Raw genomic sequence first — 23,599 nt, forward strand, 5'->3', positions numbered from 1 at the left:
CGGCCGTGGGCAACTTCGGCTCGGGCTGGACCTGGCTGGTGAAGAAGGCCGACGGTTCGGTGGACATCGTGAACACCGGCGCCGCCGGCACGCCGCTGACCACCGCGGACACCGCGCTGCTGACGGTGGACGTCTGGGAACACGCCTACTACATCGACTACCGCAACCTGCGCCCGAAGTTCGTCGAAACCTTCCTGGCCAAGCTGGCCAACTGGGAATTCGCCGAGAAGAACTTCGGCTGAGCCCTGGCCTTGCAATGAAGAAAGCCGACCCGAGGGTCGGCTTTTTTTGTGGGCTCAAGCCAGCAAGAACTCAGCGCTTGTTGGCTGTGAACAGTTCTCCGCCGAGCTTCGCACCCTTCTTGATGTTCTTCTTGGCGAACCAGCCTTGATTCATCTCGAGCACGTAGCGCACCGGCTCCAGAGAGCAGTGCGAGTTCTCGGTCATGGGCTGCATGTCGACCAGGTTCACGATGCGGCCGTCGTCGGCCACGAAGGCGGCGGTCAGCGGCAGGATCGTGTTGCGCATCCAGAAGCACTGCGTGGCAGGCTGCTCGAACACGAAGATCATGCCTTCGGCTTGCGGCATCTCCTTGCGGAACATCAAGCCGATCTCGCGCTGCAGGGGGGTCTGCGCGATCTGCGCATCGATCTTGTACAGGCCGACCGACAACTGGGTGCGCGGCAGATCGGTCTGGGGTTGCTGCTGGGCATGCGCCGTCATCATGAAGGACGCGGATACGAGGAGCAGGGCGGCTAGACGCTGGAACATCGGACGACTCTTTCAGGGCGGGAACCGTGCAGGTCCGGCCTCAACCAGATATGCAAATGAAAATGCCCGCTGATGCGGGCATTGCCGGTGAGCTTGAAAGCTTACACCTTCTTGGAAGCGGCCGTGTGGGCCTTGGCGACGTGGCGGACCTTGTGCTTCTTGGCTGCGTGCTTCTTGGCGGAAGCATGCTTGGCAACCTTGGCTGCCGGAGCAGCCGTGGTGGGTTCGGCTTGTTGAGCGAAAGCGCCGACGGCGAAGAGACCGGCGACCAGGGCTGCGAGCAGCTTGTTCATGAGGATATCCTTTGAAATTCGTTGATCTGGATTGCCCTCCCTGCGGAAGGTAGACATTCAACGAAGGCCGTTCCGCGCGGTTGACAGCAAAGAGACCGATGCGGGCGAAAAAAAAGCGCTCCGAAGAGCGCTCCTTTTTCGTGGGCTTGCCGAATTACTTCGGGGTGCCGCCTTGGGTCGACTTGCGCTTGACGCTGCCGTCCTTGTTGCGACGACGCTGGTCGCGGGTTTCAGCACGCTTCTCGCCGGAAGCTGCAGCCTTGTCGCCACCGATGGCGCCGCCTTCGGGGGTCTTGGCTTCGTCGCCAGCAGCAGCCTTGACTTGGCCGGCGGGCTTTGCAGCCTTCTTGGCTTCGGCACGTTGCTGCGACTTGCTGTTCGTGGCGTTCCCTTGTTCGGGCGTGGTGCCAGCCGGGTTTTGGGCGTAAGCGCCAGCTGCAAACAGGCCGGCGATCATGACTGCGAGAATTTTGCTCATTGAGATTCCTCTATTCGAGAATTGATTGGAAACGCCTCCCGGCGAGCAGAAGGTCAGACACTAACGAGGCCATTGGCCTGATGGTTGACAAACCCTCGCTGATGGGTTGCGTCTAAAATGTACAGCGATTTGTTCACGTCCTGTAAGCGATTCCTCACGGCTGTCTGAATTCGCTGACACTCGTCAAAATTACGCCACTCCCCCGGAGCCCAACCCCCTCATGTCCAGCTATCAGCACATCAAAGTCCCGACCGAAGGCCAGAAGATCTCGGTCAATGCTGACAACTCCCTCAATGTGCCTGACCAACCGATCATCCCCTTCATCGAAGGCGACGGGACCGGACTGGACATCACGCCGGTGATGCTCAAGGTAGTGGATGCCGCGGTGGCCAAGGCCTACGGCGGCAAGAAGAAGATCCACTGGATGGAGGTCTACGCCGGCGAGAAGTCGACCAAGGTCTACGGCCCCGACGTCTGGCTGCCCGAAGAAACGCTGCAGGCCGTGCGCGAGTACGTCATCTCTATCAAGGGCCCGCTCACCACGCCGGTCGGCGGCGGCATCCGCTCGCTGAACGTCGCGCTGCGCCAGGAGCTCGACCTCTACGTCTGCCTGCGCCCCATCCGCTATTTCGAGGGCGTGCCCAGCCCGGTGCGCGAACCGCACAAGACCAACATGGTGATCTTCCGCGAGAACTCGGAAGACATCTATGCGGGCATCGAGTTCGAAGCCGAGAGCGACAAGGCCAGGAAGCTCATCAAGTTCCTGCAGGACGAAATGGGCGTCAAGAAGATCCGTTTCCCGAACACCTCGGGCATCGGCGTCAAGCCCGTGTCGATCGAAGGCACCGAACGCCTGGTGCGCAAGGCGCTGCAGTACGCCATCGACAACGACAAGCCCAGCGTGACCATCGTCCACAAGGGCAACATCATGAAGTTCACCGAGGGTGGCTTCCGTGACTGGGCCTACAACCTCGCCGCCAAGGAGTTCGGCGCTGAACTGATCGACGGCGGTCCGTGGATGAAGTTCAAGAATCCGAAGACGGGCAAGGACATCACCGTCAAGGACAGCATTGCCGACGCGTTCCTGCAGCAGATCCTTCTGCGCCCCGCGGAGTACAGCGTGATTGCCACGCTCAACCTCAACGGCGACTACGTGTCCGACGCCCTGGCTGCGCAGGTCGGCGGCATCGGCATCGCCCCGGGTGCGAACCTGAGCGACACCGTCGCGATGTTCGAGGCCACGCACGGCACTGCGCCCAAGTACGCGGGCAAGGACTACGTGAACCCGGGTTCCGAGATCCTCTCGGCCGAAATGATGCTGCGCCACATGGGCTGGACCGAAGCCGCCGACCTGATCATCAGCTCGATGGAGAAGTCCATCGCCAGCAAGAAGGTCACCTACGACTTCGCGCGCCTGATGGACGGCGCCACGCAGGTGAGCTGCTCCGGTTTTGGCCAGGTCATGATCGACAACATGTAATTGCGCAAGAAGCGCTGGCCGTGGCCTCGCGCACACGGCAGTCGGGCCCTTGGATCTTCGAAAGGAATCCAGGGGCTTTTTCTTTGCGATATACAGGAAACATCAGGAAAGACGAGCAGCGCGCCGTTTTTTTATGCCTGCCGGGCTGTCGCACACGGCGCAAGCCCCTTGATTTGTCGAATATGCGCCACCAAGTCTTCATGCGCCGGCACGGTGCTTGCACGCTCTATAGAATCTTTTTCATGGCAACGAGAATTCCCAAAACTCCCAGCACCCCGCCGGCCCAGAAACCGGCCGGGGATGACGGAGATTCGGTCGTCCTGGAGCGCCGGCCGCAGAAAACAGCGCCGCCCCAGATGTACCAGGTGGTGATGCTGAACGACGACTACACGCCCATGGAGTTCGTGATCGTCGTGCTGCAGGAATACTTCAGCAAGGACCGCGAAACCGCGACCCAGATCATGCTCAAGATCCACCTCGATGGCCGCGGCGTCTGTGGGGTCTATTCCCGCGACATGGCGGCCACCAAGGTCAATCAGGTGATGGAAGCCGCTCAGCAAGCAGGGCATCCGCTGCAATGTGTCAGCGAACCTGTTGCGTGAACCTGTTGAATTGCGCAAGCTCCAACCCATCTGAGAACTTATTTACAGCAAGGCAAAAGGAAATCACATGATTGCCCAGGAACTGGAAGTCAGCTTGCACATGGCCTTCGTCGAGGCCCGGCAGCAGCGCCACGAGTTCATCACCGTGGAGCATTTGCTGCTCGCTTTGCTGGACAACCCGAGCGCCGCGGAAGTTCTGCGCGCCTGCTCGGCCAACGTCGACGACCTTCGGGCGTCGCTCACCAACTTCATCAAGGACAACACGCCACAGGTGGCGGGTACCGACGATGTCGACACCCAGCCGACCCTGGGTTTCCAGCGCGTCATCCAGCGCGCCATCATGCATGTGCAGTCCACCGGCAACGGCAAGAAGGAAGTCACCGGCGCCAACGTGCTGGTCGCGATCTTCGGTGAGAAGGACTCGCACGCCGTCTACTACCTCCACCAGCAGGGCGTGACCCGCCTGGACGTGGTCAACTTCATTGCCCACGGCATCAAGAAGAGCGACCCGCCGGAAGCCGTCAAGGGCGCGGGCGAAGCGCCTTCGAGCGAGGGCGAAGAGGGCGGCGGCGAACGCAACGAGAAGGCATCGCCGCTCGAGCAGTTCACCCAGAACCTCAACCAGCTCGCCAAGGACGGCAAGATCGACCCGCTGATCGGCCGCGAGTACGAGGTCGAGCGCGTCATCCAGATCCTGTGCCGCCGGCGCAAGAACAACCCGCTGCTCGTCGGCGAGGCCGGCGTGGGCAAGACCGCCATCGCCGAGGGGCTTGCATGGCGCATCACGCAGGGCGACGTGCCGGAAATCCTGGCCGAGTCGAACGTGTTCTCGCTCGACATGGGCGCGCTGCTGGCCGGCACCAAGTACCGCGGTGACTTCGAACAGCGCCTGAAGGGCGTGCTCAAGTCGCTCAAGGACAAGCCGAACGCCATCCTGTTCATCGACGAGATCCACACGCTGATCGGTGCGGGCGCGGCTTCGGGCGGCACGCTCGATGCGTCGAACCTGCTCAAGCCGGCGCTCTCCAGCGGACAGCTCAAGTGCATCGGCGCAACCACCTTCACCGAATACCGCGGCATCTTCGAAAAAGACGCGGCGCTGTCGCGTCGCTTCCAGAAGGTCGACGTGGTCGAACCGTCGGTGCAGGAAACCGTCGACATCCTGAAGGGCCTGAAGTCGCGCTTCGAGGAACACCACGGCGTGAAGTACGCGGTGGCGGCCCTGCAGGCCGCGGCCGAGCTCAGCGCCAAGTACATCAATGACCGTCACCTGCCCGACAAGGCGATCGACGTCATCGACGAAGCCGGTGCCGCCCAGCGCATCCTGCCGCCGAGCAAGCGCAAGAAGACCATCAGCAAGACGGAAGTCGAGGAAATCGTGGCGAAGATCGCGCGCATTCCCCCGGCCAACGTCAGCAACGACGACCGCAGCAAGCTGCAGACCATCGAGCGCGACCTCAAGAGCGTGGTGTTCGGCCAGGACAAGGCGCTCGAAGTGCTCGCCTCGGCGGTCAAGATGGCGCGTTCGGGCCTGGGCAAGGGCGACAAGCCGATCGGCTCGTTCCTGTTCTCCGGCCCCACGGGCGTCGGCAAGACCGAAGCCGCGAAGCAGCTCGCCTACATCATGGGCATCGAGCTGATCCGCTTCGACATGTCGGAGTACATGGAGCGCCATGCGGTGAGCCGCCTGATCGGCGCGCCTCCGGGCTACGTCGGTTTCGACCAGGGCGGCCTGCTGACCGAGGCCGTCACGAAGAAGCCGCACGCTGTGCTGCTGCTCGACGAAATCGAGAAGGCGCACCCGGACATCTTCAACGTGCTGCTGCAGGTCATGGACCACGGCACGCTGACGGACAACAACGGACGCAAGGCCGACTTCCGCAACGTCATCATCATCATGACGACGAACGCGGGTGCCGAGACCATGAACAAGGCGACCATCGGCTTCACCAACCCGCGCCAGGCGGGCGACGAAATGGGCGACATCAAGCGCCTGTTCTCGCCCGAGTTCCGCAACCGGCTGGACGCCATCGTCAACTTCAAGGCACTGGACGAGAACATCATCCTGCGCGTGGTCGACAAGTTCCTGCTGCAGCTGGAAACCCAGCTCAGCGAGAAGAAGGTGGAAGTCACGTTCAGCGACAAGCTGCGCAAGCACCTGGCGAAGAAGGGCTTCGATCCGCTGATGGGCGCCCGCCCGATGCAGCGCCTGATCCAGGACACGATCCGTCGTGCGCTGGCAGACGAGCTGCTCTTCGGTCGCCTGACCGACGGTGGCCGCCTCGAAGTCGACCTCGACGACAAGGACGAAGTGCTGCTCGACATCCAGCCGCTCCCCAAGAAGGAAGGCAAGTCGAAGCCCGAGGCCGAGGAAACCGCCGCAGGCTGACACCCCAGCAGGCAATCCGTGGCCGACGAGGCCACGGAACAGCCTCCAAAGGCCGGTAGCATCGCGCTGCCGGCCTTTTTCTTTGGGCGCGTGCATCCATCCACCGTTTGAAGCCTTGATCCTCCCCGTCCTCAGTCCCGAATGGAAAACCGGCCTCTCCCTCGCATGGAGCGGCTACATCGCCGTGCTGTCGGTCTGGATCGTGATGCAGAAGCGCGCGCCGGTGTCCACCATGAGCTGGATCCTGTCGCTGGCGCTGCTGCCGTTCGCGGGCTTCGTCGTCTATTACTTCCTCGGGCCGCAGCGCCTGCGCAAGCAGCGGCTCAAGCGCCTGCGCAGCCGCGCCGGCGCCTCCGCCCAGGCTGATGTGGCCCGGCTGCGCGACGCGGCACACAATGCGCCGCCCGCGCTGCAGCAGATGGCCAGGCTGGGCATGGCCACCTGCGGCCTGCCGGTGTCGAGCGCGGCCGGCGTCGAGCTGCTCTCGGGCGGCGCGCGGACCTTCGACGCGATCTTCGAGGCGGTGCGTGCAGCTCGGAACCACATCCACCTCGAGTACTACATCTTCGAGCCCGACAGGATCGGCACCGCGCTGCGCGACCTGCTGGTCGAGCGCGCAAGGCAGGGCGTGACGGTGCGCCTGCTGATCGATGCGCTCGGCTCCAAGCGCATCGGCCGCAAGTTCATGGCGCCGCTGCACGAGGCCGGCGTGAAGGTGGCGCTGTTCCACGACACCAAGATCGGCCGCCGCCTGCGCCCGGTGACCAACTACCGCACCCACCGCAAGATCGTGGTGTGCGACGGCCGGGTCGGCTTCACGGGCGGCGTGAACATCACCGACGAGGAAGACAAGCGCACCAACCCCGACGCCTACCACGACGTGCACCTGCGCATCGAGGGCAGCGCGGTGCGCTGGCTGCAGACCACCTTCCTCGAGGACTGGACCTACGCCACCGGCGAAGACCCGCGCGGCATGGACGACGCCTTGGACGCGATGCTCCCGCAGCTCGAGGCCGGCAACATTCCCGTCCAGATCGTCACCAGCGGCCCCGACAACGCGCTCGAAGCCATCCACCGCATGCACGTCGAAGCCATCCATTCGGCCACGCACCGGGCCTGGCTGACCACGCCGTATTTCGTTCCCGGCGAGCCCGCGCTCATGGCGCTCACCAGCGCCGCGCTGCGCGGCGTCGACGTGCGCCTGCTGGTGCCGCGCCGCAGCGACTCGGCCATCGTGAGCGCCGCCGCGCGCTCCTATTTCGACGAGCTCATCGCCGCCGGCGTGAAGGTGTGGGAGTACAAGGCCCGCATGCTGCATTCCAAGACCTTGGTGGTCGACGACCATTGCGCGATGATCGGCACCGCGAATTTCGACAACCGCAGCTTCCGGCTCAACTTCGAGGTCTGCGCCGTGGTCTATGGTCCGGAACTGGCCGGCCCGCTGGCGGCGCAATTCGAGACCGACCTGCACAGTTCCGGCGCGGTGCGCGCCAACCGGCGCCTGGGCTTCTGGCGCCGCCTCGGCGATGCGATTGCGCGCCTGTTTTCACCCTTGCTCTGAATGAACCACACCTTTCTCTGGCACGACTACGAAACCTTCGGCGCGGTGCCGCGCCGCGACCGCCCCTCGCAGTTCGCGGCCATCCGCACCGATGCCGAGCTCAACGAAGTCGGCGAGCCGCTGATGCTCTATTGCAAGCCCGCGCCGGACTACCTGCCCAGCCCCGAGGCCTGCCTGATCACCGGCATCACGCCGCAGGTGTGCCTGGAGCGCGGCATTCCCGAGCATGAATTCGCCGGCCACATCGAGCGCGCCTTCTCGCAGCCGGGCACCATCGGCGTCGGCTACAACACCATCCGTTTCGACGACGAGGTCACGCGATTCCTGTTCTGGCGCAACCTGATCGACCCCTATGCGCGCGAATGGCAGAACGATTGCGGCCGCTGGGACCTGCTCGACGTGGTGCGCCTCACCTACGCGCTGCGCCCCGACGGCATCGAATGGCCGAAGAAGGAAGACGGCAAGCCCAGCTTCAAGCTCGAAGACCTGGCGCGCGCCAACGGCCTGCTGCACGAGTCGGCGCACGATGCGCTCTCCGACGTGCGCGCCACCATCGCATTGGCGCGGCTGATCCGCGACAGGCAGCCCAAGCTGTTCGACTTCGCCTTCGGCCTGCACAAGAAAGACCGCGTGGCCGTCGAGTTGGGGCTGCCCGCCATGCGCGAGACCGCCAAGCCCTTCCTGCACGTCTCGGGCATGTTCCCGGTCGAGCGCGGCTGCATGGCCGTGATGTGGCCGCTGGCGAGCCACCCGACCAACAAGAACGAACTGCTGGCCTGGGACCTGGCCCACGACCCGAGCGAGCTGCGCGACATCGACGCCGACACGCTGCGCCTGCGCCTGTTCACCCGCACGGCCGACCTGCCCGAGGGCGTGGTGCGCCTGCCCGTGAAGGGCATCCACCTGAACAAGTCGCCGATGGTGGTCGGCAACCTGCGCACGCTGGCGCCGGCCATGGCCGAGCGCTGGGGAGTCGACCTCGATGCAGCCATGCGCCACGCCGCCATCGCGCGCGACCTGCCCGACATGAGCGCCATCTGGTCGAAGGTCTATGCCCGCCCGAAGGAAGACACGCCCGATGTCGACGAAGACCTCTACGGCGGTTTCGTCGGCAATGCAGACCGCCGCCGCCTGAACCAGCTGCGCAGCCTGTCGCCCGAGGAGCTGGCCAAGGACCGCACCGGCTTCGACGACGGCCGGCTCGACGAGATCCTGTTCCGCTACCGCGCGCGAAACTGGCCCGAGCTGCTGAGCGAAGAAGAGAACGAGCGCTGGGAAGCCCTGCGCGTGGCAAAGCTCTTCAAGGGCGAGGGCGGGGCGCGCACCATCGAGATGCTGTTCAGCGAGGTCGATGCGCTCTCCGAGAACGCAGACGAGCGCGGCGAGGAGATCCTCGGCGCCCTCTACGAATACGCAGAGGCGATCGCGCCGGAAGCCTGACCGAGGCCCGCAGGCCGATCGAACGGAAGAACGAACGAACCATGCTGCAAATCAATCCCGAGCTGTCTACCGCCCTGGAGGAATACGGCCTGTTCCTCGCCACCGGCGCGATGGTGGCGCTGCCGTTTCGCTTCGAGCCGCCGGTGCGGCTGTTCGTGAACGTGCATACCCACGGCGTGTCGATGGGGGCTTACTCCTACGTCGCGCCGCTGGTGCAGCTGCACCAGTTCCGCATGGGGCGCTACTGCTCGGTCGGCGACAACCTGAACGTGCTGACCCAGCACCCGTCGGACTGGCTGACGACGCACCCGGTGTCGCACCAGCCGTTCTTTCCGCCGCCGTTCAGCCACGTGTCCACGCACGAGTACCCGCAGCTCGAACGGACGGTGATCGGCAACGACGTGTGGATCGGCTCGCGCGTGAGCATGAAGAGCGGCCTGACCATCGGCGACGGCGCGATCATCGGAGCGGGCTCGGTCGTGACCAAGGACGTGCCGCCGTTCGCCGTGATGGGCGGTGTGCCCGCGCGCATGATCCGCCGCCGCTTTTCCGACGCGCTCATCGAGCGCATCCAGGCCTGCCCGTGGTGGGACTGGGACCTGCGCCACCTCACGCTCGACTGGCGCAAGCCCGAAGAGGCGCAGACCTTGCTCGAAGCCGCAGTTGCCGAAGGGCGGGTGGTGCGGTGGAGCCCGGGCTGGCGCGTGCTGGAGCACGGCACCCCGGCCGAGGAAGGCCAGGCGCGGCCGCTCGTGGTGCGGGTGGAGTGATGCGCGGCGCAGCGGGCGAAGTGGGAGCGCGAGCCGTCGAAGCGCGTGGTGCTGCATGAAAGGCAATCCGTCTGTGTCCGCTTCCGGCAAAGATAGAAACCTCGTTCGCCGGCTCACGGTCTCCGATGCGGTGGCCTACCGTGCCGTGATGCTGGATGCCTATGCCAGTCACCCCAGCGCCTTCACTTCCACCGTTGAAGAGCGCGAAGGCCTGCCGCTGAGCTGGTGGGAAGAGCGGCTCGGCGCCATTGCTGATGCGACGGAGGCCAGCGTGGTCTACGGTGCATTCGACGACACCGGCATGCTGGCAGGCGCGGCGGGGCTCGCCTTCGGCGTGCGAAACCGGGAGCGCCACAAGGCCACCTTGTTCGGCATGACCGTGGCCGCGTCGGCGCGCCGTTCGGGCTTCGGCCGACGGCTGGTGCTCGCCTTGCTCGACCACGCGCGGGCCCGCGACGGCCTGCGGCTGGTGCAGCTCACCGTCACCGAAGGCAACGACGCGGCGCAGAAACTCTACGAAGACTGCGGCTTCCGCACCTTCGGCGTGGAGCCGCTGGCCATCGACGTCGATGGCGAACTGCTCGGCAAGGTCCACATGTGGTGCGACCTGGCGCCGCCCGCCTCAGCGGGGCCGCCGGTCGACCGAGGCAATGAAGGCGTCCACCGCTGAGGTGTAGGCGCCGGGCAGGCCGAGTTCGGCGTTGATCTGCGCGTGCGACAGGTCTTCAGGTAGCACCTGCGCGCGTCCGCCCGTGGCCGTGACGCGTGCGGCGAACTGAGCGGCTTGCGTGCAGGAGCCGTCGCGGCGTTGCGTCGAGCACACCAGCAGCATCGGCGGCGCGCCGGGCGCCAGCGCATCGGTCGGCGACACGCTGCGCCAGAAGGCCGGGTCGCTGCCGAACACGCGGTCGTAGAAGGGCAGGTGGCGCCGCTGCATCAGGGCCGCGGTGTCGAGCGCGGCGCTGTCGAGCGCGATAGCGCCCAGCCAGGGCTGCGCGCCCTGTTGCCGCGCGATGCCGGGCGATGCGCTCAGCAGTGCGACCAGGTGCGCGCCCGCCGAATGCCCCATGAGCACGAGCCGGCCCGCGTCGCCGCCCCAAGAAGCCGCGCCGGCTTGCACCGCGGCCACCGCACGCGCCACGTCCTGCGCCTGCTGCATCACATCGACCTGCGGCACGAAGCGGTAGGCCACCGACACCAGGATGTAGCCCTGCGCACGCACCCAGTGATCGACCTTGAGATCCACCACCGAGGCGGCGTCTTTCTTGCCGAACATCCAGGCGCCGCCGTGGACCATCACGAGCACCGGCGCACCGTGCGCGTTCGGCGGCAGGTACACGTCCATGCGCTGCGCCGCGTCGGGGCCGTCGGGCAGGTCGGCCAGGCGGCGAACGTCGGGCTGCGCCAATGCGGGGGCAAGCGCCAGTGCCAGCAACCAGGCGATGCAGTACGGCAGAAAGCGCTTCATGGGAAAGCGCCCGATCAGGCTTTCGGGATCATCCAGCCGGTCTCGCCGCCGCGCCCCGGCAGATGCAGCGTGGCGGTGGCGGCCGGCGTCTGCGCCACCAGCCGGCCCTTGCGGAATACCTTGAGCCGCGTGGCGCGCAGGCGGATGGCCTCGACCGGGTCGCGCGCCTGCAGCAGCACGAAGCTCGCGTCGCAGCCGGCCTCGATGCCGTAGCCCTGCAGGTGCATCACGCGCGCCGCATTCGTCGTCACCGCCTCGAAGCACTGGCGGATGCCAGCCTGGCTGGTCATCTGCGCCACGTGCAGGCCCATGTGCGCCACCTCGAGCATGTCGCCCGAACCCATGCCGTACCACGGGTCCATCACGCAGTCGTGGCCGAAGGCGACGTTCACGCCGGCGGCCATCAGCTCGGGCACGCGCGTCATGCCGCGGCGCTTGGGGTAGCTGTCGTGGCGGCCCTGCAGCGTGATGTTGATCAGCGGATTGGAGATGACTGCCACGCCGCTCTGCGCGATCAGCGGCAGCAGCTTGCTCACGTAGTAGTTGTCCATCGAGTGCATCGAGGTGCAGTGCGAGCCCGTCACGCGGCCTTGCATGCCCAAGCGCTGCGCCTCGAAGGCCAGCGTCTCGATGTGGCGCGACAGCGGGTCGTCGGACTCGTCGCAATGCATGTCGACCAGCTTGCCGCGCTCGGCCGCCATTTCGCACAGCAGCTTCACGCTGGCGGCGCCGTCGGCCATGGTGCGCTCGAAATGGGGAATGCCGCCGACCACGTCCACGCCCTTGTCGAGCGCGCGCTCCAGGTTCTCGACGCCGCCGGGCGAGCGCAGCACGCCGTCCTGCGGGAAGGCCACCAGTTGCAGATCGAGGTAGGGCGCCACTTGGCGCTTGACCTCCAGCAATGCATCGACCGCGAGCAGGCTCGGGTCGCTGGTGTCCACATGCGAGCGCACCGCCAGCAGCCCCTTGGCCACGGCCCAGTCGCAGTAGGCCAGCGCGCGCTCGATCAGCGCCTCCGCCGTGAGCAGCGGCTTCAGTTCGCCCCAGAGCGCAATGCCTTCGAGCAGCGTGCCGCTCTGGTTGACGCGCGGCAGGCCGTAGCTCAGCGTGGCGTCCATATGGAAATGCGGATCGACGAAATGCGGCGCGAGCAGCATGCCCTGCGCATCGAGCTTCTCGTGCGCGGGAGCGTCCAGGCCCTCGGTGACTTCGGCGATGCAGCCGTCCAGCACGGCGATCGACATGCCGGTGCGGCCGTCGGGGAGGGTGGCGTTGGTGATGAGGAGGTCGAGCATCGTGGGGGCCTTTTTGAATCGATCGGGGCTATTTTCCGTCGCCGCTTTCTCCAGGCACGCGCCGCGGCGTCCAGTGAAGATAGATGTGCACGTTTTCGCTGCGGTCGCGCGCCACGCCGGTTTCGCCCCAGTAAAACGTGGCCGGCTGGCGCGGTACGCCGGCCGATGCCAGCCAGCGCTCGTGAAAACGGTAGCGCTCGTCGGCGCTGGCATGGAAGGCTTCCGAATCCAGGCTGCGGTGGCGATGCGGCGTGAGCGTGATGAAGGCGCTGGCCAGTTGTTCCTGCTCGAAGCGAAGGGTCAGTTCGATGGCCTTCCGGTCGGTAGTCGTGTCGCCGGCAGTGGCGAACACGCATTCCACCTGCCGGCCTTCCACGGTCACCATCTGCCAGGTCTTCAGGAAAAGGGGTGGAAGATCGTCTGCACGGCTGTCCGCGTCGATGACGGCTCCGAAGGCTTCGATGCGGCCGGTCGCGGCGTCGAGTGCCAGGGGCGGCGTCATGGGCCGGGCCTAGCGGGTGCGCTGCGCCCGGAACAGATACTGCCCCGGCCTGGGCCCGACCTCGATGGTCACGCGGCGCAGCTTGTCGTCGTGCCCCGAACTGGCCTTTGCCGTCACCACGATGCCGCGCGGCGTGGCCCGGCAGGTGAGCTCCGACAGGCCGATCTCCGCATGGTCGTTGTCGAGTTCCGCAATGGACACGGTGTGCGCGGCCTGCAGGCTGCCTTCGGCGTCGCGTTTCATCCATTGCACGTACAGGAACGACTGCGCGAACTGCTCGGCGTGGATCACCCGGTACACGCCCCGGTGGTCGTTGTCCCAGGTGCCGCACAGCTGCACCCAGTTGACCGCGTCGGGCGTCTTGAAATTCTCGTAGGTGATGTCTGCTCCCAGCGCTTGCGCGCCGCCGCCGCACGCGGCCAGCAGGGCGGCGAGCAACCGGGCTCGAATGGCGGAAGGCGCGTTCATCGTCAACGTTCCCCTTTGCGGTAGGGCTTCATCAGTGCCTGCGGATAGCTGGCCTTGCGTGCCACCAGCACCAGCGCCAGGATCGACAGCAGGTACGGCAGCATCAGGTACAGCTGGTAGGGCAGCACGGCATCGCCCGATTGTTGCAGCCGCAACTGCAGCGCGTCGAAGAACGCGAACAGCAGCGCGCCCAGCAGTGCCTTGCCCGGCCGCCACGAGGCGAACACCACCAGTGCCACGCAGATCCAGCCGCGCCCGTTGACCATGTTGAAGAAGAAGGCATTGAAGGCCGACAGCGTAAGGAAGGAGCCCGCCATGCCCATCAGCGCCGAGCCGGCGACGATGGCGCCGGTGCGCGTGGCCGCGACCGACACGCCCTGGCTCTCGGCCGCCTGCGGGTTCTCGCCGGCCATGCGCAGCGCCAGCCCGAGCGGCGTGCGGTAAAGCACCCAGCCCACCACCGGCACCAGCAGCAGCGCGAACAGCGTGAGCGCGGTCTGCGCGTTGAGGATGGGCACCGGCAGCCAGTCCATCGGCGCGAAGGGCGTGATGGTCGGCGGCGTGTTCACCTTGGGAAAGCTCACGCGGTAGCCGAAGTAGCTGAGCGCGGTCGCCAGCAGCGTGATGCCCAGCCCCGACACGTGCTGCGAAAGCGCGAGTCCCACGGTCAGAAAGGCATGCAGCAGGCCGAACACCATGCCGGTGAGCGCGGCCACGCCGACGCCCACCCACAGCGGCGCGCCGGCATACACCGCGAGCCAGCCGGTGAAGGCGCCGGCGACCATGATCCCTTCGATGCCGAGGTTGAGCACGCCCGCGCGCTCGCACAGCAGCACGCCGAGCGTGCCGAGGATCAGCGGGGTGGCGATGCGCAGCACCGCGACCCAGAAGGCGGGGTTGGCGAGGATGTCGAGCAGGTCGGTCATTGCGTGTTTCTCCCTCCCCTTCCGGGGGAGGGCTGGGGTGGGGGCAGGCGGCGCTCGCAGGGGCGGCCGATGCCCCCATCCCGGCCTTCCCCCAGCGGGGGAAGGAGCAAGAAAGAAGAAGCCAGGGCCAAGTTCATTTCTTCATCCTCACCCGGTACTGCGTCAGCAAGGTCGCCACCAGCACCGCGATCAGCGAGGCCGCGACGATCACGTCGGCGATATAGGTCGGCACGCCCACGGCGCGGCTCATGGTGTCGGCCCCCACCAGCACGCCCGCCACGAACACGCCGGCCGCGATCACGCCCAGCGGGTGGAGGCCGGCCAGCATGGCGATCACGATGCCGGTGTAGCCGTAGCCCGGCGACATGTCGAGCGTGACGTAGCTGGTGCGGCCCGCCACCTCGATGGCGCCCGCCAGCCCGGCCAGCGCGCCGGAAAGCAGTGCCACCATGACCACGGTGCGCGTCACCGGCACGCCCGCGAAGGCGGCGGCGCGCGCATTGGCGCCCACCGCGCGGATGTCGAACCCAAGCACCGTGTACTTGAAGACGGCCCACACCATCACCGCGAGCGACACCGCCCACAAGAGCCCGGTGTGCACCCGCGTCTGCGCGACCAGCTTGCCCAGCTCCAGGTCGGACTGCAGCGACACGCTCTGCGGCCAGCCCATGGCGGTCGGGTCTTTCATCGGCCCGTCGAGCAGCGCAGACACGCCCAGCAGCACGATGAAATTGATCAGCAGCGTGGTCACGACCTCGTCCACGCCCAGCTTGTTCTTCATGAGCGCCGGGCCCAGCAGCATCAGCGCGCCGGCCACGGCGGCGGCCAGCATCATCAGCGGGAACAGCAGCCAGGGCGACAGCTCGAAGCCCGTGCCGCCATGCATGCCGCCCACGGCGACGGCGGCCAGCGCACCCGCGTAGAGCTGCCCCTCGGCGCCGATGTTGAAGAGCCGCGCCTTGAAGGCGACCGTGGCCGCCAGCCCGGTGAGGATCAGCGGAATGGCGCGCGTCAGCGTTTCGCTCCATGCGAACACCGAGCCGAAACCGCCCTGCAGCAGCAGCGCATAGGTGCGGCCGACCGGCGCGCCGGCCCACAGCACCAGCAGTGCGCTGACGAGCATGGTGAACACGACCGCGCCCACGGGTGCGAGCACCAGCGCGGCGCGGGAGGCCTGGTGGCGTTTCTCGAGCCGCATCATGAGGACGCTCCGTTGCGCCGCGGCGCCGTGGTTGCGCCGGCCATGGCCAGGCCGATGGCCTCGCGCGTCCATGCGGCGGCGGGGCGCGCTTCGCCCAGATGGCCGCCGTGCATCACGGCCACCCGGTCGCCGAGCGCCAGCACTTCGTCGAGGTCGTCCGAAATCACCAGCACGGCAGCGCCGGCGTCGCGCGCGGCGATGAGCTGCTGCTGCACATAGGCGACCGCGCCGATGTCCAGGCCCCAGGTCGGCTGGTGCGCGACGATGAGGCGCGGCGCGCGGTTCGGATACTTCCTGTTGTCGTCGCCCTTGGCCGTTTCGGGCTGCTCGGGCGAGAGCAGGGCGCGGCCCAGGATCAGCTTCTGCATGTTCCCGCCGGAGAGCGAGCGGGCCGGCGCCATCAGCCCGGCGCCGCGCACGTCGAACGCCTTTTCTATGCGCCGCGCATGCAGCCGCGCGGCGGCGCGCTTCACGATGAAAGACCAGCGCGAGAACACCGGGCTGCGCAGCCGCTCCGACACTGCGTTTTCCCACACCGGCAGGTCGCCGACGACGCCTACCGCGTGCCGGTCCTCGGGAATGCGCGCGACGCCGCGCTGCACCAGCCGGGCAGGCGAGGGCGGCAAGGCGCGGCCCATCAGCTGCGCGGAGCCGGACGAAATCCGGCGCGTGCCGCACAGCAGCTCGGCCAGCGCGACCTGCCCGTTGCCGGACACGCCCGCGATGGCAGTGATTTCGCCGGCGCGCAGCGTCAGCGACACCTCGCGAAGGCCGGCCGAATGGTCCTGCCCGCCGTCCTTGCCGGCGGCGGTGCTCACATGGTCGAGCACGCAGACCGCGTCGCCCACCGACTTGGCAGGCCGGCGCTGCGGCGCTTCGACCGCATGGCCCACCATCCACAGCGCGAGCTGCGCCTGCGTGGTGTCGACCGTGCGCGCCTGCGCCACCAGCTTGCCGCCGCGCAGCACCGCCACGCGGTGCGACACGCGCAGCACCTCGCCGAGCTTGTGGCTGATGAAGATGACCGACAGGCCCTGCGCCACCATCTGCGCCAGCGTGGCGAACAGCGCCTCGCTTTCCTGGGGCGTGAGCACGGCGGTCGGCTCGTCGAGGATCAGGATGCGCGCGCCGCGGTACAGCGCCTTGAGAATCTCCACCCGCTGGCGCTCGCCGACCGACAGGCTGCCGATCTTCGCGTCCGGCTGCACCGGCAGGCCGAAGCGCTGCGCCACCTCGAGCAGCCTGGCGCGCGCGGCCGCCCGGCGCGACACCGGTCGCCACAGCGGCTCGGTGCCCATCATCACGTTGTCGAGCACGCTGAGGTTGTCGGCCAGCGTGAAGTGCTGGTGCACCATGCCCACGCCGGCGGCCAGCGCGGCCTTGGGGTTGCCCGGCGGCAGCGGCGCGCCGAACACTTCGATGCCGCCTTCGTCGGCGACGTAGTGGCCGAACAGGATCGACATCAGCGTCGACTTGCCCGCGCCGTTCTCGCCGAGCAGCGCGAGCACTTCGCCGGCCTGCAGGTCGAGGGAAATGGCGTCGTTGGCCACCAGGGCGCCGAAGCGCTTGGTGATGCCAGTGAGCCGGAGCACAAGAGGGTTCATGGGATGGCGGGCTCGGGGCTGCCGAGCTCGCGGCAAAAGTTTTCGATGGCCTGGGCGGCAGCGACGGGCGCGGCCTGCAGCAGGCCGTGCGGGCCTTCCAGCCGGACGATGCGAAGGCCCGACAGCGCGCGCTGGATGGTACGGGCGGCCTGGCCGGGAACGATGCGGTCCTCGATGGCCTGCAGGTACATCACCGGCACGCGCACCTGCGCGAGCCTGTCGACCACGTTCACGCGCTGCACTTCCCTCATGCGGCGCGTCATGACGGCGGTCGACACCTGCCGCAGCGAACCCTGCAGCAAGGCGCAAAGGCGCGGCGTGGCAAAGCGGCCCAGCAGCATACGGCGCATGGGGCCGCGCATCAGGCCGGAGTGCATGAACATCATCGACAGTTCGAGCAGGCCGCCACGCAGCAGCGCCAGCCCCGGCTTGGGGCTGCGGGCAAAGCTGCAGCAAAGGATCAGCCCGCGCAGTCCCGGCGGCGGCGTCGCCGCAATGGAGATGGCGAGCGGGCCGGAGAAGGATTCGCCCAGCAGCACGAAGGGCTGGCCGGCGGGGAGCCGCGCGCGCACAAGCCGTTCGAGTTCGTCATAGCCCAGCGGCTCGGTGCCGGGGTAGCGCACCACGTCGATGGCGTCTTGTTGCCGTCCCATGGCCTGGGCCAGGGGCTCGAACAGCTCGCCGGTGCCGTCCATGCCCGGAAGCAGAACAAGGCGGATGGAACCAGCGGGCGCCGCCGTCACTTCCACGCGGCCAGGAACGCCAGCATCACCTTGGCGGAGTTGTCCGCCGCGATGCTCATGAAGGTGCCCATTTCGTTCTCGCCGTCGCCGCCGCCCGCGAGGTCGCTGAGCGAGCGGAAGGCGATGAAGGGCACGCCGTTGCTGTAGGCGACCATGCCCACGGCGGCGGTTTCCATGTCGAGCACGTTGGCCTGGAAGGTCCTGTAGGTGTATTCGCGGTAGGCCTTGTTGTCCATGAAGGCCTGGCCCGACACGCCGTTGCCGCCCACCACCAGTTGCGGCTTGCGCGGCAGGCACTTGCCGGCGCCGCAGTTCGCCAGGTCGACGTTGCGGATGCTGCGCGCCACCTCGAGCATCTTCGGGTCGGCCTCGAACCAGAACTTGCGCACGATCTGCGGGTTGGCTGCCGAGCGCACCTCGACCGGGCGCGGGAACATCATCCCGAAGTTGGGCAGCGTGGCGTCGGTGATGAACGGCGGCGCGCTGTACTTGCCCGGCGCGGTCTCGCGCGCCATCAGCACTTCGAGGTACTGGCCCCACTGTGCGGGCACGGTCACGTCGCCCACGTGCAGCTGCGGGTTCACGCCGCCCGCGATGCCGCTGAACACGATGTTGGTGATGCGAAAGCGGTTGAGCACCAGCTGCGTGTTCATGGTCGCGTTCGTCATGCTGATGCCCGACAGGAACAGCACCACGGGCTTGCCTTCGAGCGTGCCGGTGGTGAACTCCACGCCGTTCACGCTGTGCTTCACCGGGCCCTGCAGCCGGGTCAGCAGCAGCTTCAGCTCGGGCTCGAAGGCCGACAGCACCGCGATGCGCGGCGTGTCGTCCAGCCGCGTGCCGCTGTTGATGCTGACCGCGCCGGATTTGTAGACGCCGGCGCAGCCCGCCAGCAGCATCCCGAGCGTGGCGGCCAGCACGGGCGCGCGCAGGCGCCGCAGCAGGGAGGATGTGTGGTTCTTCATCATGAGTTCGTCGGTAGTTGCGGGCGGTGCGCGGCGTCGGGCGTGGCGATCCAGGCTTGCAGCGACGCGACGCGCGCGTGCTTCGGCGCCAGGCCGACGAAGGTGGTGTACGCAGCCAGCGCCTTGGCGTCGTTGCCCGATTGCAGGTAGGCATCGCCCAGGTTCAGGTAGGCGAGGGCGCGGCTGCCGTCCATCTCGATGGCCTGCTCGAACCAGCGCGCGGCCTCCACAGGCTTGCCGCGCTTGAAGTACACGAAGCCCAGGTTGTTGGCCGCCAGCGCAAAGCGCGGCTGCAGCTTCAGCGCCTCGGTGAAGGCGGCTTCGGCTTCGTCGTAGCGGCGCTCGCGGTACAGCTGCAGGCCGCGGTCGTTGGCGCGCTGGGCGGCCACGCGCGGCGACACCGGTGCCGCGGCCGGCATGGTCAGCCTGGCGTCGGCGCCTTCGAGGTTCTTCACCACCACCTCGATGGCAGCGGGGCCGGTCTTGGGTGTGGCCGCCGCGGTGTGCACGGCCTGCTCGTTGGCCTCGTCGATGCGTTTGTTGACCTGGCTGGCGGCCGGGTCGAGCTGCACGATGTCGCCGCTCAGGCCCTCGCGCTCGGTGGGCAGCTCGAACACGAACTCGCCGCCCTCCGAGCCCGGCAGGCTGCCGAACGCCGGCGTCTGCCGCGCGATGGCCGACACCGCCGGCGCCACGTAGGCAGCAAGCTCGGTGCCGGTGATGACGCCGTCGCCGTTCAGGTCGGCCTTGCCCGACAGCGCCTGCAGCACGGTCCACGTGAAGACCGAATGCCCGCCGGGGCCGTCGTCGGCCACCTGCTGGTCGGCGCCGCCGGCGGTGATCATCTGGCGGCCGACGCGGCGCGCGTTGTCGCTCAGGAAGTTCTTGCTGCCGCGCGGCGCACCGCCGCGCGTGAGGCCCAGGCCCGAATAGCAGGCGTCCACCATGAACAGCACGTGCTTGGCCGACAGCGCCTCGGCCACCTCCTGCAGCTGCGGCATCGAGATGGCGTCGGAGGCCAGGTCGTCCAGCGCCGCATCGACCGGGATGATGTAGCCCACGTCGCGCCCGCTCGCGAGCTTGCGGGTGCTGCCGTGGCCGGCGAAGAACACCAGCACGCGGTCGTCGCGCTTCACGCGCTTGGTGTCGGCCAGCTTGTCGTTCAGCACGCGCAGGATGTTGGCGCGCGTGGCCTCGCCGTCGTACAGCGAGGTGACGTTCTCGGGCTTGAAGCCGAAGCGGGTGACGAGCAGTTGCTCCATCGACCTGGCGTCGGGCACGGCGTGGTGCAGGCCGGGCCACTTGGCGTACTTGTCGATGCCGATCACCAGTGCGTGGCTGTCGCGGTAGAGGGTGTCGCCGCTGCCGGCGGCCGCCACGCCGTCGTCCGGCGCGGGCCGCTTGGCCGCGTTGACGACGAACTTGCCGTCGCGCCAGGTGGCGAAGCGGTAGCCGTCGGCCACCAGCTGGTCGAGCACCGTGGGCAGGGCCTGCACGGTGCGGCCCTGGATGTCGTGGAACAGGATCACGCCGCGCTTGGCCTTGTCGACCTCGGCCAGCACGCGGTCGGCGATCGACTTGGGCACCGGGTCGGCCCAGTCCATGGAGTCGACGGTCCAGAGCATCGAGCGCAGCTTGAGCGCCTCGACCGTGCTCAGCTTGTCTTCGTTGCGCGCGCCGTAGGGAAAGCGGAACAGGGTGGACTGCGGGCGGCCGGTGGCGTCGAGCAGGGCCTCGGTCTCGGAGGCCTCGGTGCGCACCGTGTCGTCGCTCATCTTGGCCATCACGCCGTGGCTGAAGCTGTGGTTGGCGAGCACGTGGCCGGCGGCCAGCACGCGCTTGGCCACCGCGCCGTTGGCGCCCAGTTGCGCCTTGCCCTGCGCGTCGAGCTTGCCGAGGTTGCGGCCCAGCTCGAAGAAGATGGCGGGCGCGTCGTAGCGCTTGAGGATCTCCAGGATCTCGTCGGTGTGCCTGGCATGCGGGCCGTCGTCGAAGGTCAGCACCACGGTCCTGGGCGGCAGCGAGGTGCCGAAGATCTCCCGGGTGTCGGCGCCTTCCTTCTCCTTGGCGCCGGTGCCGGCGGGCTGGGTTGCCTGCGTGTAGGGGACGATGGCGCCGAAGTCCTTCAGGATCTTCTCGCGCGAATACAGGCCCTGCAGCTTGGCCACGTAGTCGGACCACTTCTCGCGCCTGGGCTCGATGCCGCGCTGCGCGAAGCGGCCGAACACGTCTTTCAGCTCGCGGTCGTAGGCCTGTTCGATCTCTGCGAGCACGGCCAGGTCTTCGCTGGCGCGGCGGCCGAGCTTGAGGCCGGGCAGCGACTGCGCCTGGGCGTAGCGCGTGCTCAGCTCGGTGAGGAATTCCTTGAACGCGAGGCGGTCGGCGTCGAACCAGCTGGGTTCGCTTTCGATGCGGTCCAGCAGCGCGTTCAGCGCCGGCACGGTGGCCGGGTCGGCCATCTCGCCCGCCTGCGCGATGAGCGCCTGCTGGCGCTCCTGCATGTCGTGGAACAGCAGTTGCCCGACCGCGCCCACCGCGCGCTTCTCGGCCGCGTCGAGCGTGCGCTCGCCGGTCATCAGCACGATCATCTGCCGGTGGGCGGCGAGCAGGGCGTCGGCGCGCTCCTGCAGCGCCGCCGGAATGCCTGCGGGGACGGCGGAGGCCGGCGGGGGCGCCGCGGCGGCAGCGGGAGCGGCGGGTGCGGCCACCGCGGGCGACGCGGGCGCCGCCGTGCCGGCGGATTCAGGCTGGCAGGCGGCCAGTCCGGCGACGGCCAGCGCCGCAACCGCCACGCCCCGGATTGCGGTGCGCCATCGCGCAGGATTCATGAGCACTTGGAGGCGTTTACTTGGCTGTGGACTTGGGTTGGCCGTCGTCCACCTTCACGGTGAACTTGCCCGCGAGGATATCGGCCTGCTTGGCCTTCACCTTGGCGATGATGTCGGCCGGCACTTTCTTCTCGAAGGTGCCGAGCGGCGCGAGCTCGGAGCCCTTGTGCTTCATCTGCGCGTACACGCCGTAGTCCTCGGCCGCGAACTTGCCTTCCTTGACCAGCTTGATCGCGCGATCGGCCGCGGGCTCGAAGTTCCACAGTGCCGAGGCGACCACCGTGTCGGGGTACTGGCTCTGCGTGTCGATCACGTTGCCGATGGCGAGCTTGCCCTTTTCCTTGGCTGCGTCGGAGACACCGAAGCGCTCGGCGTACATCACGTCCGCGCCCTTGTCGATCATGGCGAAGGCGGCTTCCTTGGCCTTCGGCGGGTCGAACCAGCTGTTGATGAAGCTCACGCTGAACTCGACCTTCGGGTTGGTTTCCTTGGCGCCCGCCATGAAAGCGTTCATCAGCCGGTTCACTTCGGGAATCGGGAAGCCGCCGACCATTCCGATGCGGTTGGTCTTGGTCATGCCGCCGGCCACCATGCCGCTCAGGTAGGCGGGCTCCTGGATGTAGTTGTCGAACACGCTGAAATTGGGCGCCTGCGGCTTGAGCGACGAGCCCATCAGGAAGGCGACCTTGGGAAAGTCCTTGGCGACCTTGCGCGCCGCCGCTTCCACGCCGAACACCTCGCCCAGGATCAGCTGGTTGCCGCCGGTGGCGTACTCGCGCATCACGCGCTCGTAGTCGGCGTTGCTGACGTTCTCGGTGGCCTTGTACTCGATCTCGCCGCGCGCCTCGGCCGCCTTCAGCGCCTTGTGGATGCGGCCCACCCATTGCTGCTCGAAAGGCACGGTGTACACCGCGGCCACTTTCAGCTTGGCCTGCTGCGCGAGCGCAAGGCCCGGAGCGCCTGCCGCGAGCGCGGCGGCAATGGCGACGGAACGGATGATCAATTGACGGCGTGCTGCCACGATGCTTCTCCTCGAGTTATGGAAATCTTAGGCTCGCAAAAACCGCGCCTTCCTAGCCAGAACACCGAGGAACCGGCTCCGCCGGACCTCAGGTGTTGCCCCCGGTAGGGGGAAGGCGAAGCGACACGAAGTGCGCGAAGCCTGGGGGCGAGCCCTACTTCGTGCCGAAGATGCGGTCGCCCGCGTCGCCCAGGCCCGGCAGGATGTAGCCGTGGCTGTCGAGTTCGCGGTCGATGGCGGCGGTGTAGATCGGCACGTCGGGGTGCGCGGTCTGCATCGTCTTCACGCCTTCGGGGCAGGTCAGCAGGCAGACGAACTTGATCGACTTCGGGTTCAGCTCCTTCAGCCGCTCGACCGCGGCCACGGCCGAGTTGCCCGTGGCCAGCATCGGGTCGACCACGATCACGTCGCGGTTCTCCATTTCGCCGGGCATCTTGAAGTAGTACTCGACGGCCGTCAGCGTCTTGGGGTCGCGGTACAGGCCGATATGGCCGACGCGGGCGCCGGGCACCACGGTCAGCATGCCGTCCAGGATGCCGGTGCCGGCGCGAAGAATGGACACCAGCACCAGCTTCTTGCCGTCGATGACCTTGGCCTGCATGGTCTCCAGCGGGGTTTCGACCTCGATGTCCTGCATCGGCATGTCGCGCGTGACCTCGTAGGCCATGAGCATGCTGATTTCATTGAGGAGCCGGCGGAAGCTGTTGGTCGAGGCGTCCTTGCGGCGCATCAGCGTCAGCTTGTGCTGGACGAGGGGGTGGTTGACGAGGTGGACGTTGCTCATTGGAATTGTG

At 67.4% G+C, this 23,599-nt stretch carries 23 protein-coding genes; 8 read left to right on the forward strand and 15 right to left on the reverse strand.

What is annotated here, in order from left to right; genetic code table 11:
• On the forward strand, positions 1–242 hold a 242-nt coding region (locus QRN67_RS02090; protein ID WP_285410161.1), incomplete at its 5' end, for a Fe-Mn family superoxide dismutase.
• 70 nt (positions 243–312) lie between these two features.
• Here QRN67_RS02090 and QRN67_RS02095 read toward each other — a convergent pair.
• The 3 genes from QRN67_RS02095 to QRN67_RS02105 form a co-directional block, all read right to left on the reverse strand.
• Positions 313–771: a DUF192 domain-containing protein gene (locus QRN67_RS02095; protein ID WP_106934673.1), complete on the reverse strand. Its 459-nt coding sequence runs from the start codon at positions 769–771 to the stop codon at positions 313–315.
• A 101-nt stretch (positions 772–872) separates the two neighbouring features.
• Positions 873–1,064, reverse strand: a complete 192-nt coding sequence (locus tag QRN67_RS02100) for a hypothetical protein (protein ID WP_081270368.1) — start codon at positions 1,062–1,064, stop codon at positions 873–875.
• A 154-nt stretch (positions 1,065–1,218) separates the two neighbouring features.
• On the reverse strand, positions 1,219–1,542 hold the full coding sequence (locus QRN67_RS02105) for a cell envelope biogenesis protein TolA (RefSeq protein ID WP_081270367.1): 324 nt from the start codon (positions 1,540–1,542) through the stop codon (positions 1,219–1,221).
• Positions 1,543–1,762: 220 nt separating this feature from the next.
• Between QRN67_RS02105 and icd the strand changes: the two genes are divergently transcribed.
• From icd to QRN67_RS02140, 7 genes are all read left to right on the forward strand, one after another.
• On the forward strand, positions 1,763–3,022 hold the full coding sequence (gene icd / locus QRN67_RS02110) for an NADP-dependent isocitrate dehydrogenase (protein WP_081270366.1): 1,260 nt from the start codon (positions 1,763–1,765) through the stop codon (positions 3,020–3,022).
• A gap of 242 nt (positions 3,023–3,264) precedes the next feature.
• Positions 3,265–3,624, forward strand: a complete 360-nt coding sequence (gene clpS, locus QRN67_RS02115; RefSeq protein ID WP_042674481.1) for an ATP-dependent Clp protease adapter ClpS — start codon at positions 3,265–3,267, stop codon at positions 3,622–3,624.
• Between the two features lie 67 nt (positions 3,625–3,691).
• Positions 3,692–6,013 carry an ATP-dependent Clp protease ATP-binding subunit ClpA gene (clpA, locus tag QRN67_RS02120; protein WP_106934672.1) on the forward strand — a complete coding sequence of 774 codons (2,322 nt, stop codon included), beginning with the start codon at positions 3,692–3,694 and terminating at the stop codon, positions 6,011–6,013.
• A gap of 115 nt (positions 6,014–6,128) precedes the next feature.
• Positions 6,129–7,574: a cardiolipin synthase gene (cls, locus tag QRN67_RS02125; RefSeq protein ID WP_285410166.1), complete on the forward strand. Its 1,446-nt coding sequence runs from the start codon at positions 6,129–6,131 to the stop codon at positions 7,572–7,574.
• Positions 7,575–9,014, forward strand: coding sequence for an exodeoxyribonuclease I (gene sbcB / locus QRN67_RS02130; protein ID WP_285410167.1), 1,440 nt, complete (start codon positions 7,575–7,577; stop codon positions 9,012–9,014).
• 41 nt (positions 9,015–9,055) lie between these two features.
• The gene (locus tag QRN67_RS33290) at positions 9,056–9,784 is read left to right on the forward strand and encodes a CatB-related O-acetyltransferase (RefSeq protein ID WP_081270362.1); all 729 of its coding nucleotides are present in this window, start codon (positions 9,056–9,058) and stop codon (positions 9,782–9,784) included.
• Positions 9,785–9,857: 73 nt separating this feature from the next.
• Positions 9,858–10,454 carry a GNAT family N-acetyltransferase gene (locus tag QRN67_RS02140; RefSeq protein WP_285410168.1) on the forward strand — a complete coding sequence of 199 codons (597 nt, stop codon included), beginning with the start codon at positions 9,858–9,860 and terminating at the stop codon, positions 10,452–10,454.
• Here the strand turns inward: QRN67_RS02140 and QRN67_RS02145 are convergent.
• The 12 genes from QRN67_RS02145 to upp all read right to left on the reverse strand — a co-directional run bounded on the left by QRN67_RS02145 (position 10,407) and on the right by upp (position 23,589).
• Complete coding sequence (locus tag QRN67_RS02145) at positions 10,407–11,252, reverse strand: alpha/beta hydrolase (protein ID WP_285410169.1); 846 nt, start codon at positions 11,250–11,252, stop codon at positions 10,407–10,409. The genes QRN67_RS02140 and QRN67_RS02145 overlap by 48 nt on opposite strands.
• 14 nt (positions 11,253–11,266) lie before the next feature.
• Positions 11,267–12,547: an amidohydrolase family protein gene (locus QRN67_RS02150; RefSeq protein ID WP_285410171.1), complete on the reverse strand. Its 1,281-nt coding sequence runs from the start codon at positions 12,545–12,547 to the stop codon at positions 11,267–11,269.
• A 28-nt stretch (positions 12,548–12,575) separates the two neighbouring features.
• Positions 12,576–13,049: a hypothetical protein gene (locus QRN67_RS02155; RefSeq protein ID WP_285410172.1), complete on the reverse strand. Its 474-nt coding sequence runs from the start codon at positions 13,047–13,049 to the stop codon at positions 12,576–12,578.
• A gap of 9 nt (positions 13,050–13,058) precedes the next feature.
• Positions 13,059–13,517, reverse strand: coding sequence for a hypothetical protein (locus tag QRN67_RS02160; RefSeq protein WP_285410173.1), 459 nt, complete (start codon positions 13,515–13,517; stop codon positions 13,059–13,061).
• Positions 13,518–13,519: 2 nt separating this feature from the next.
• The gene (locus tag QRN67_RS02165; RefSeq protein WP_198086576.1) at positions 13,520–14,443 is read right to left on the reverse strand and encodes an ABC transporter permease; all 924 of its coding nucleotides are present in this window, start codon (positions 14,441–14,443) and stop codon (positions 13,520–13,522) included.
• A 133-nt stretch (positions 14,444–14,576) separates the two neighbouring features.
• Positions 14,577–15,641: an ABC transporter permease gene (locus QRN67_RS02170; protein WP_172839934.1), complete on the reverse strand. Its 1,065-nt coding sequence runs from the start codon at positions 15,639–15,641 to the stop codon at positions 14,577–14,579.
• Complete coding sequence (locus QRN67_RS02175; RefSeq protein ID WP_285410176.1) at positions 15,641–17,248, reverse strand: ABC transporter ATP-binding protein; 1,608 nt, start codon at positions 17,246–17,248, stop codon at positions 15,641–15,643. Before QRN67_RS02175 ends, QRN67_RS02170 begins: the two co-directional genes overlap by 1 nt.
• On the reverse strand, positions 17,245–17,943 hold the full coding sequence (locus tag QRN67_RS02180) for an alpha/beta fold hydrolase (protein WP_285410177.1): 699 nt from the start codon (positions 17,941–17,943) through the stop codon (positions 17,245–17,247). Before QRN67_RS02180 ends, QRN67_RS02175 begins: the two co-directional genes overlap by 4 nt.
• 44 nt (positions 17,944–17,987) lie before the next feature.
• Positions 17,988–18,956, reverse strand: coding sequence for a 5'-methylthioadenosine/S-adenosylhomocysteine nucleosidase (locus tag QRN67_RS02185; RefSeq protein WP_285410178.1), 969 nt, complete (start codon positions 18,954–18,956; stop codon positions 17,988–17,990).
• Entirely contained in the window at positions 18,956–21,784 is a 2,829-nt protein-coding gene (locus tag QRN67_RS02190; RefSeq protein WP_285410179.1) for a polysaccharide deacetylase family protein, read from the reverse strand. The genes QRN67_RS02185 and QRN67_RS02190 overlap by 1 nt, the downstream gene beginning before the upstream one ends.
• A gap of 16 nt (positions 21,785–21,800) precedes the next feature.
• Positions 21,801–22,805, reverse strand: a complete 1,005-nt coding sequence (locus QRN67_RS02195; protein WP_081265877.1) for a BMP family protein — start codon at positions 22,803–22,805, stop codon at positions 21,801–21,803.
• Positions 22,806–22,959: 154 nt separating this feature from the next.
• Positions 22,960–23,589 carry a uracil phosphoribosyltransferase gene (upp, locus tag QRN67_RS02200; protein WP_081265876.1) on the reverse strand — a complete coding sequence of 210 codons (630 nt, stop codon included), beginning with the start codon at positions 23,587–23,589 and terminating at the stop codon, positions 22,960–22,962.
• Positions 23,590–23,599 lie beyond the last annotated feature (10 nt).

This window comes from Variovorax sp. efr-133-TYG-130, assembly GCF_030208835.1.
GTDB lineage: Bacteria > Pseudomonadota > Gammaproteobacteria > Burkholderiales > Burkholderiaceae_C > Variovorax.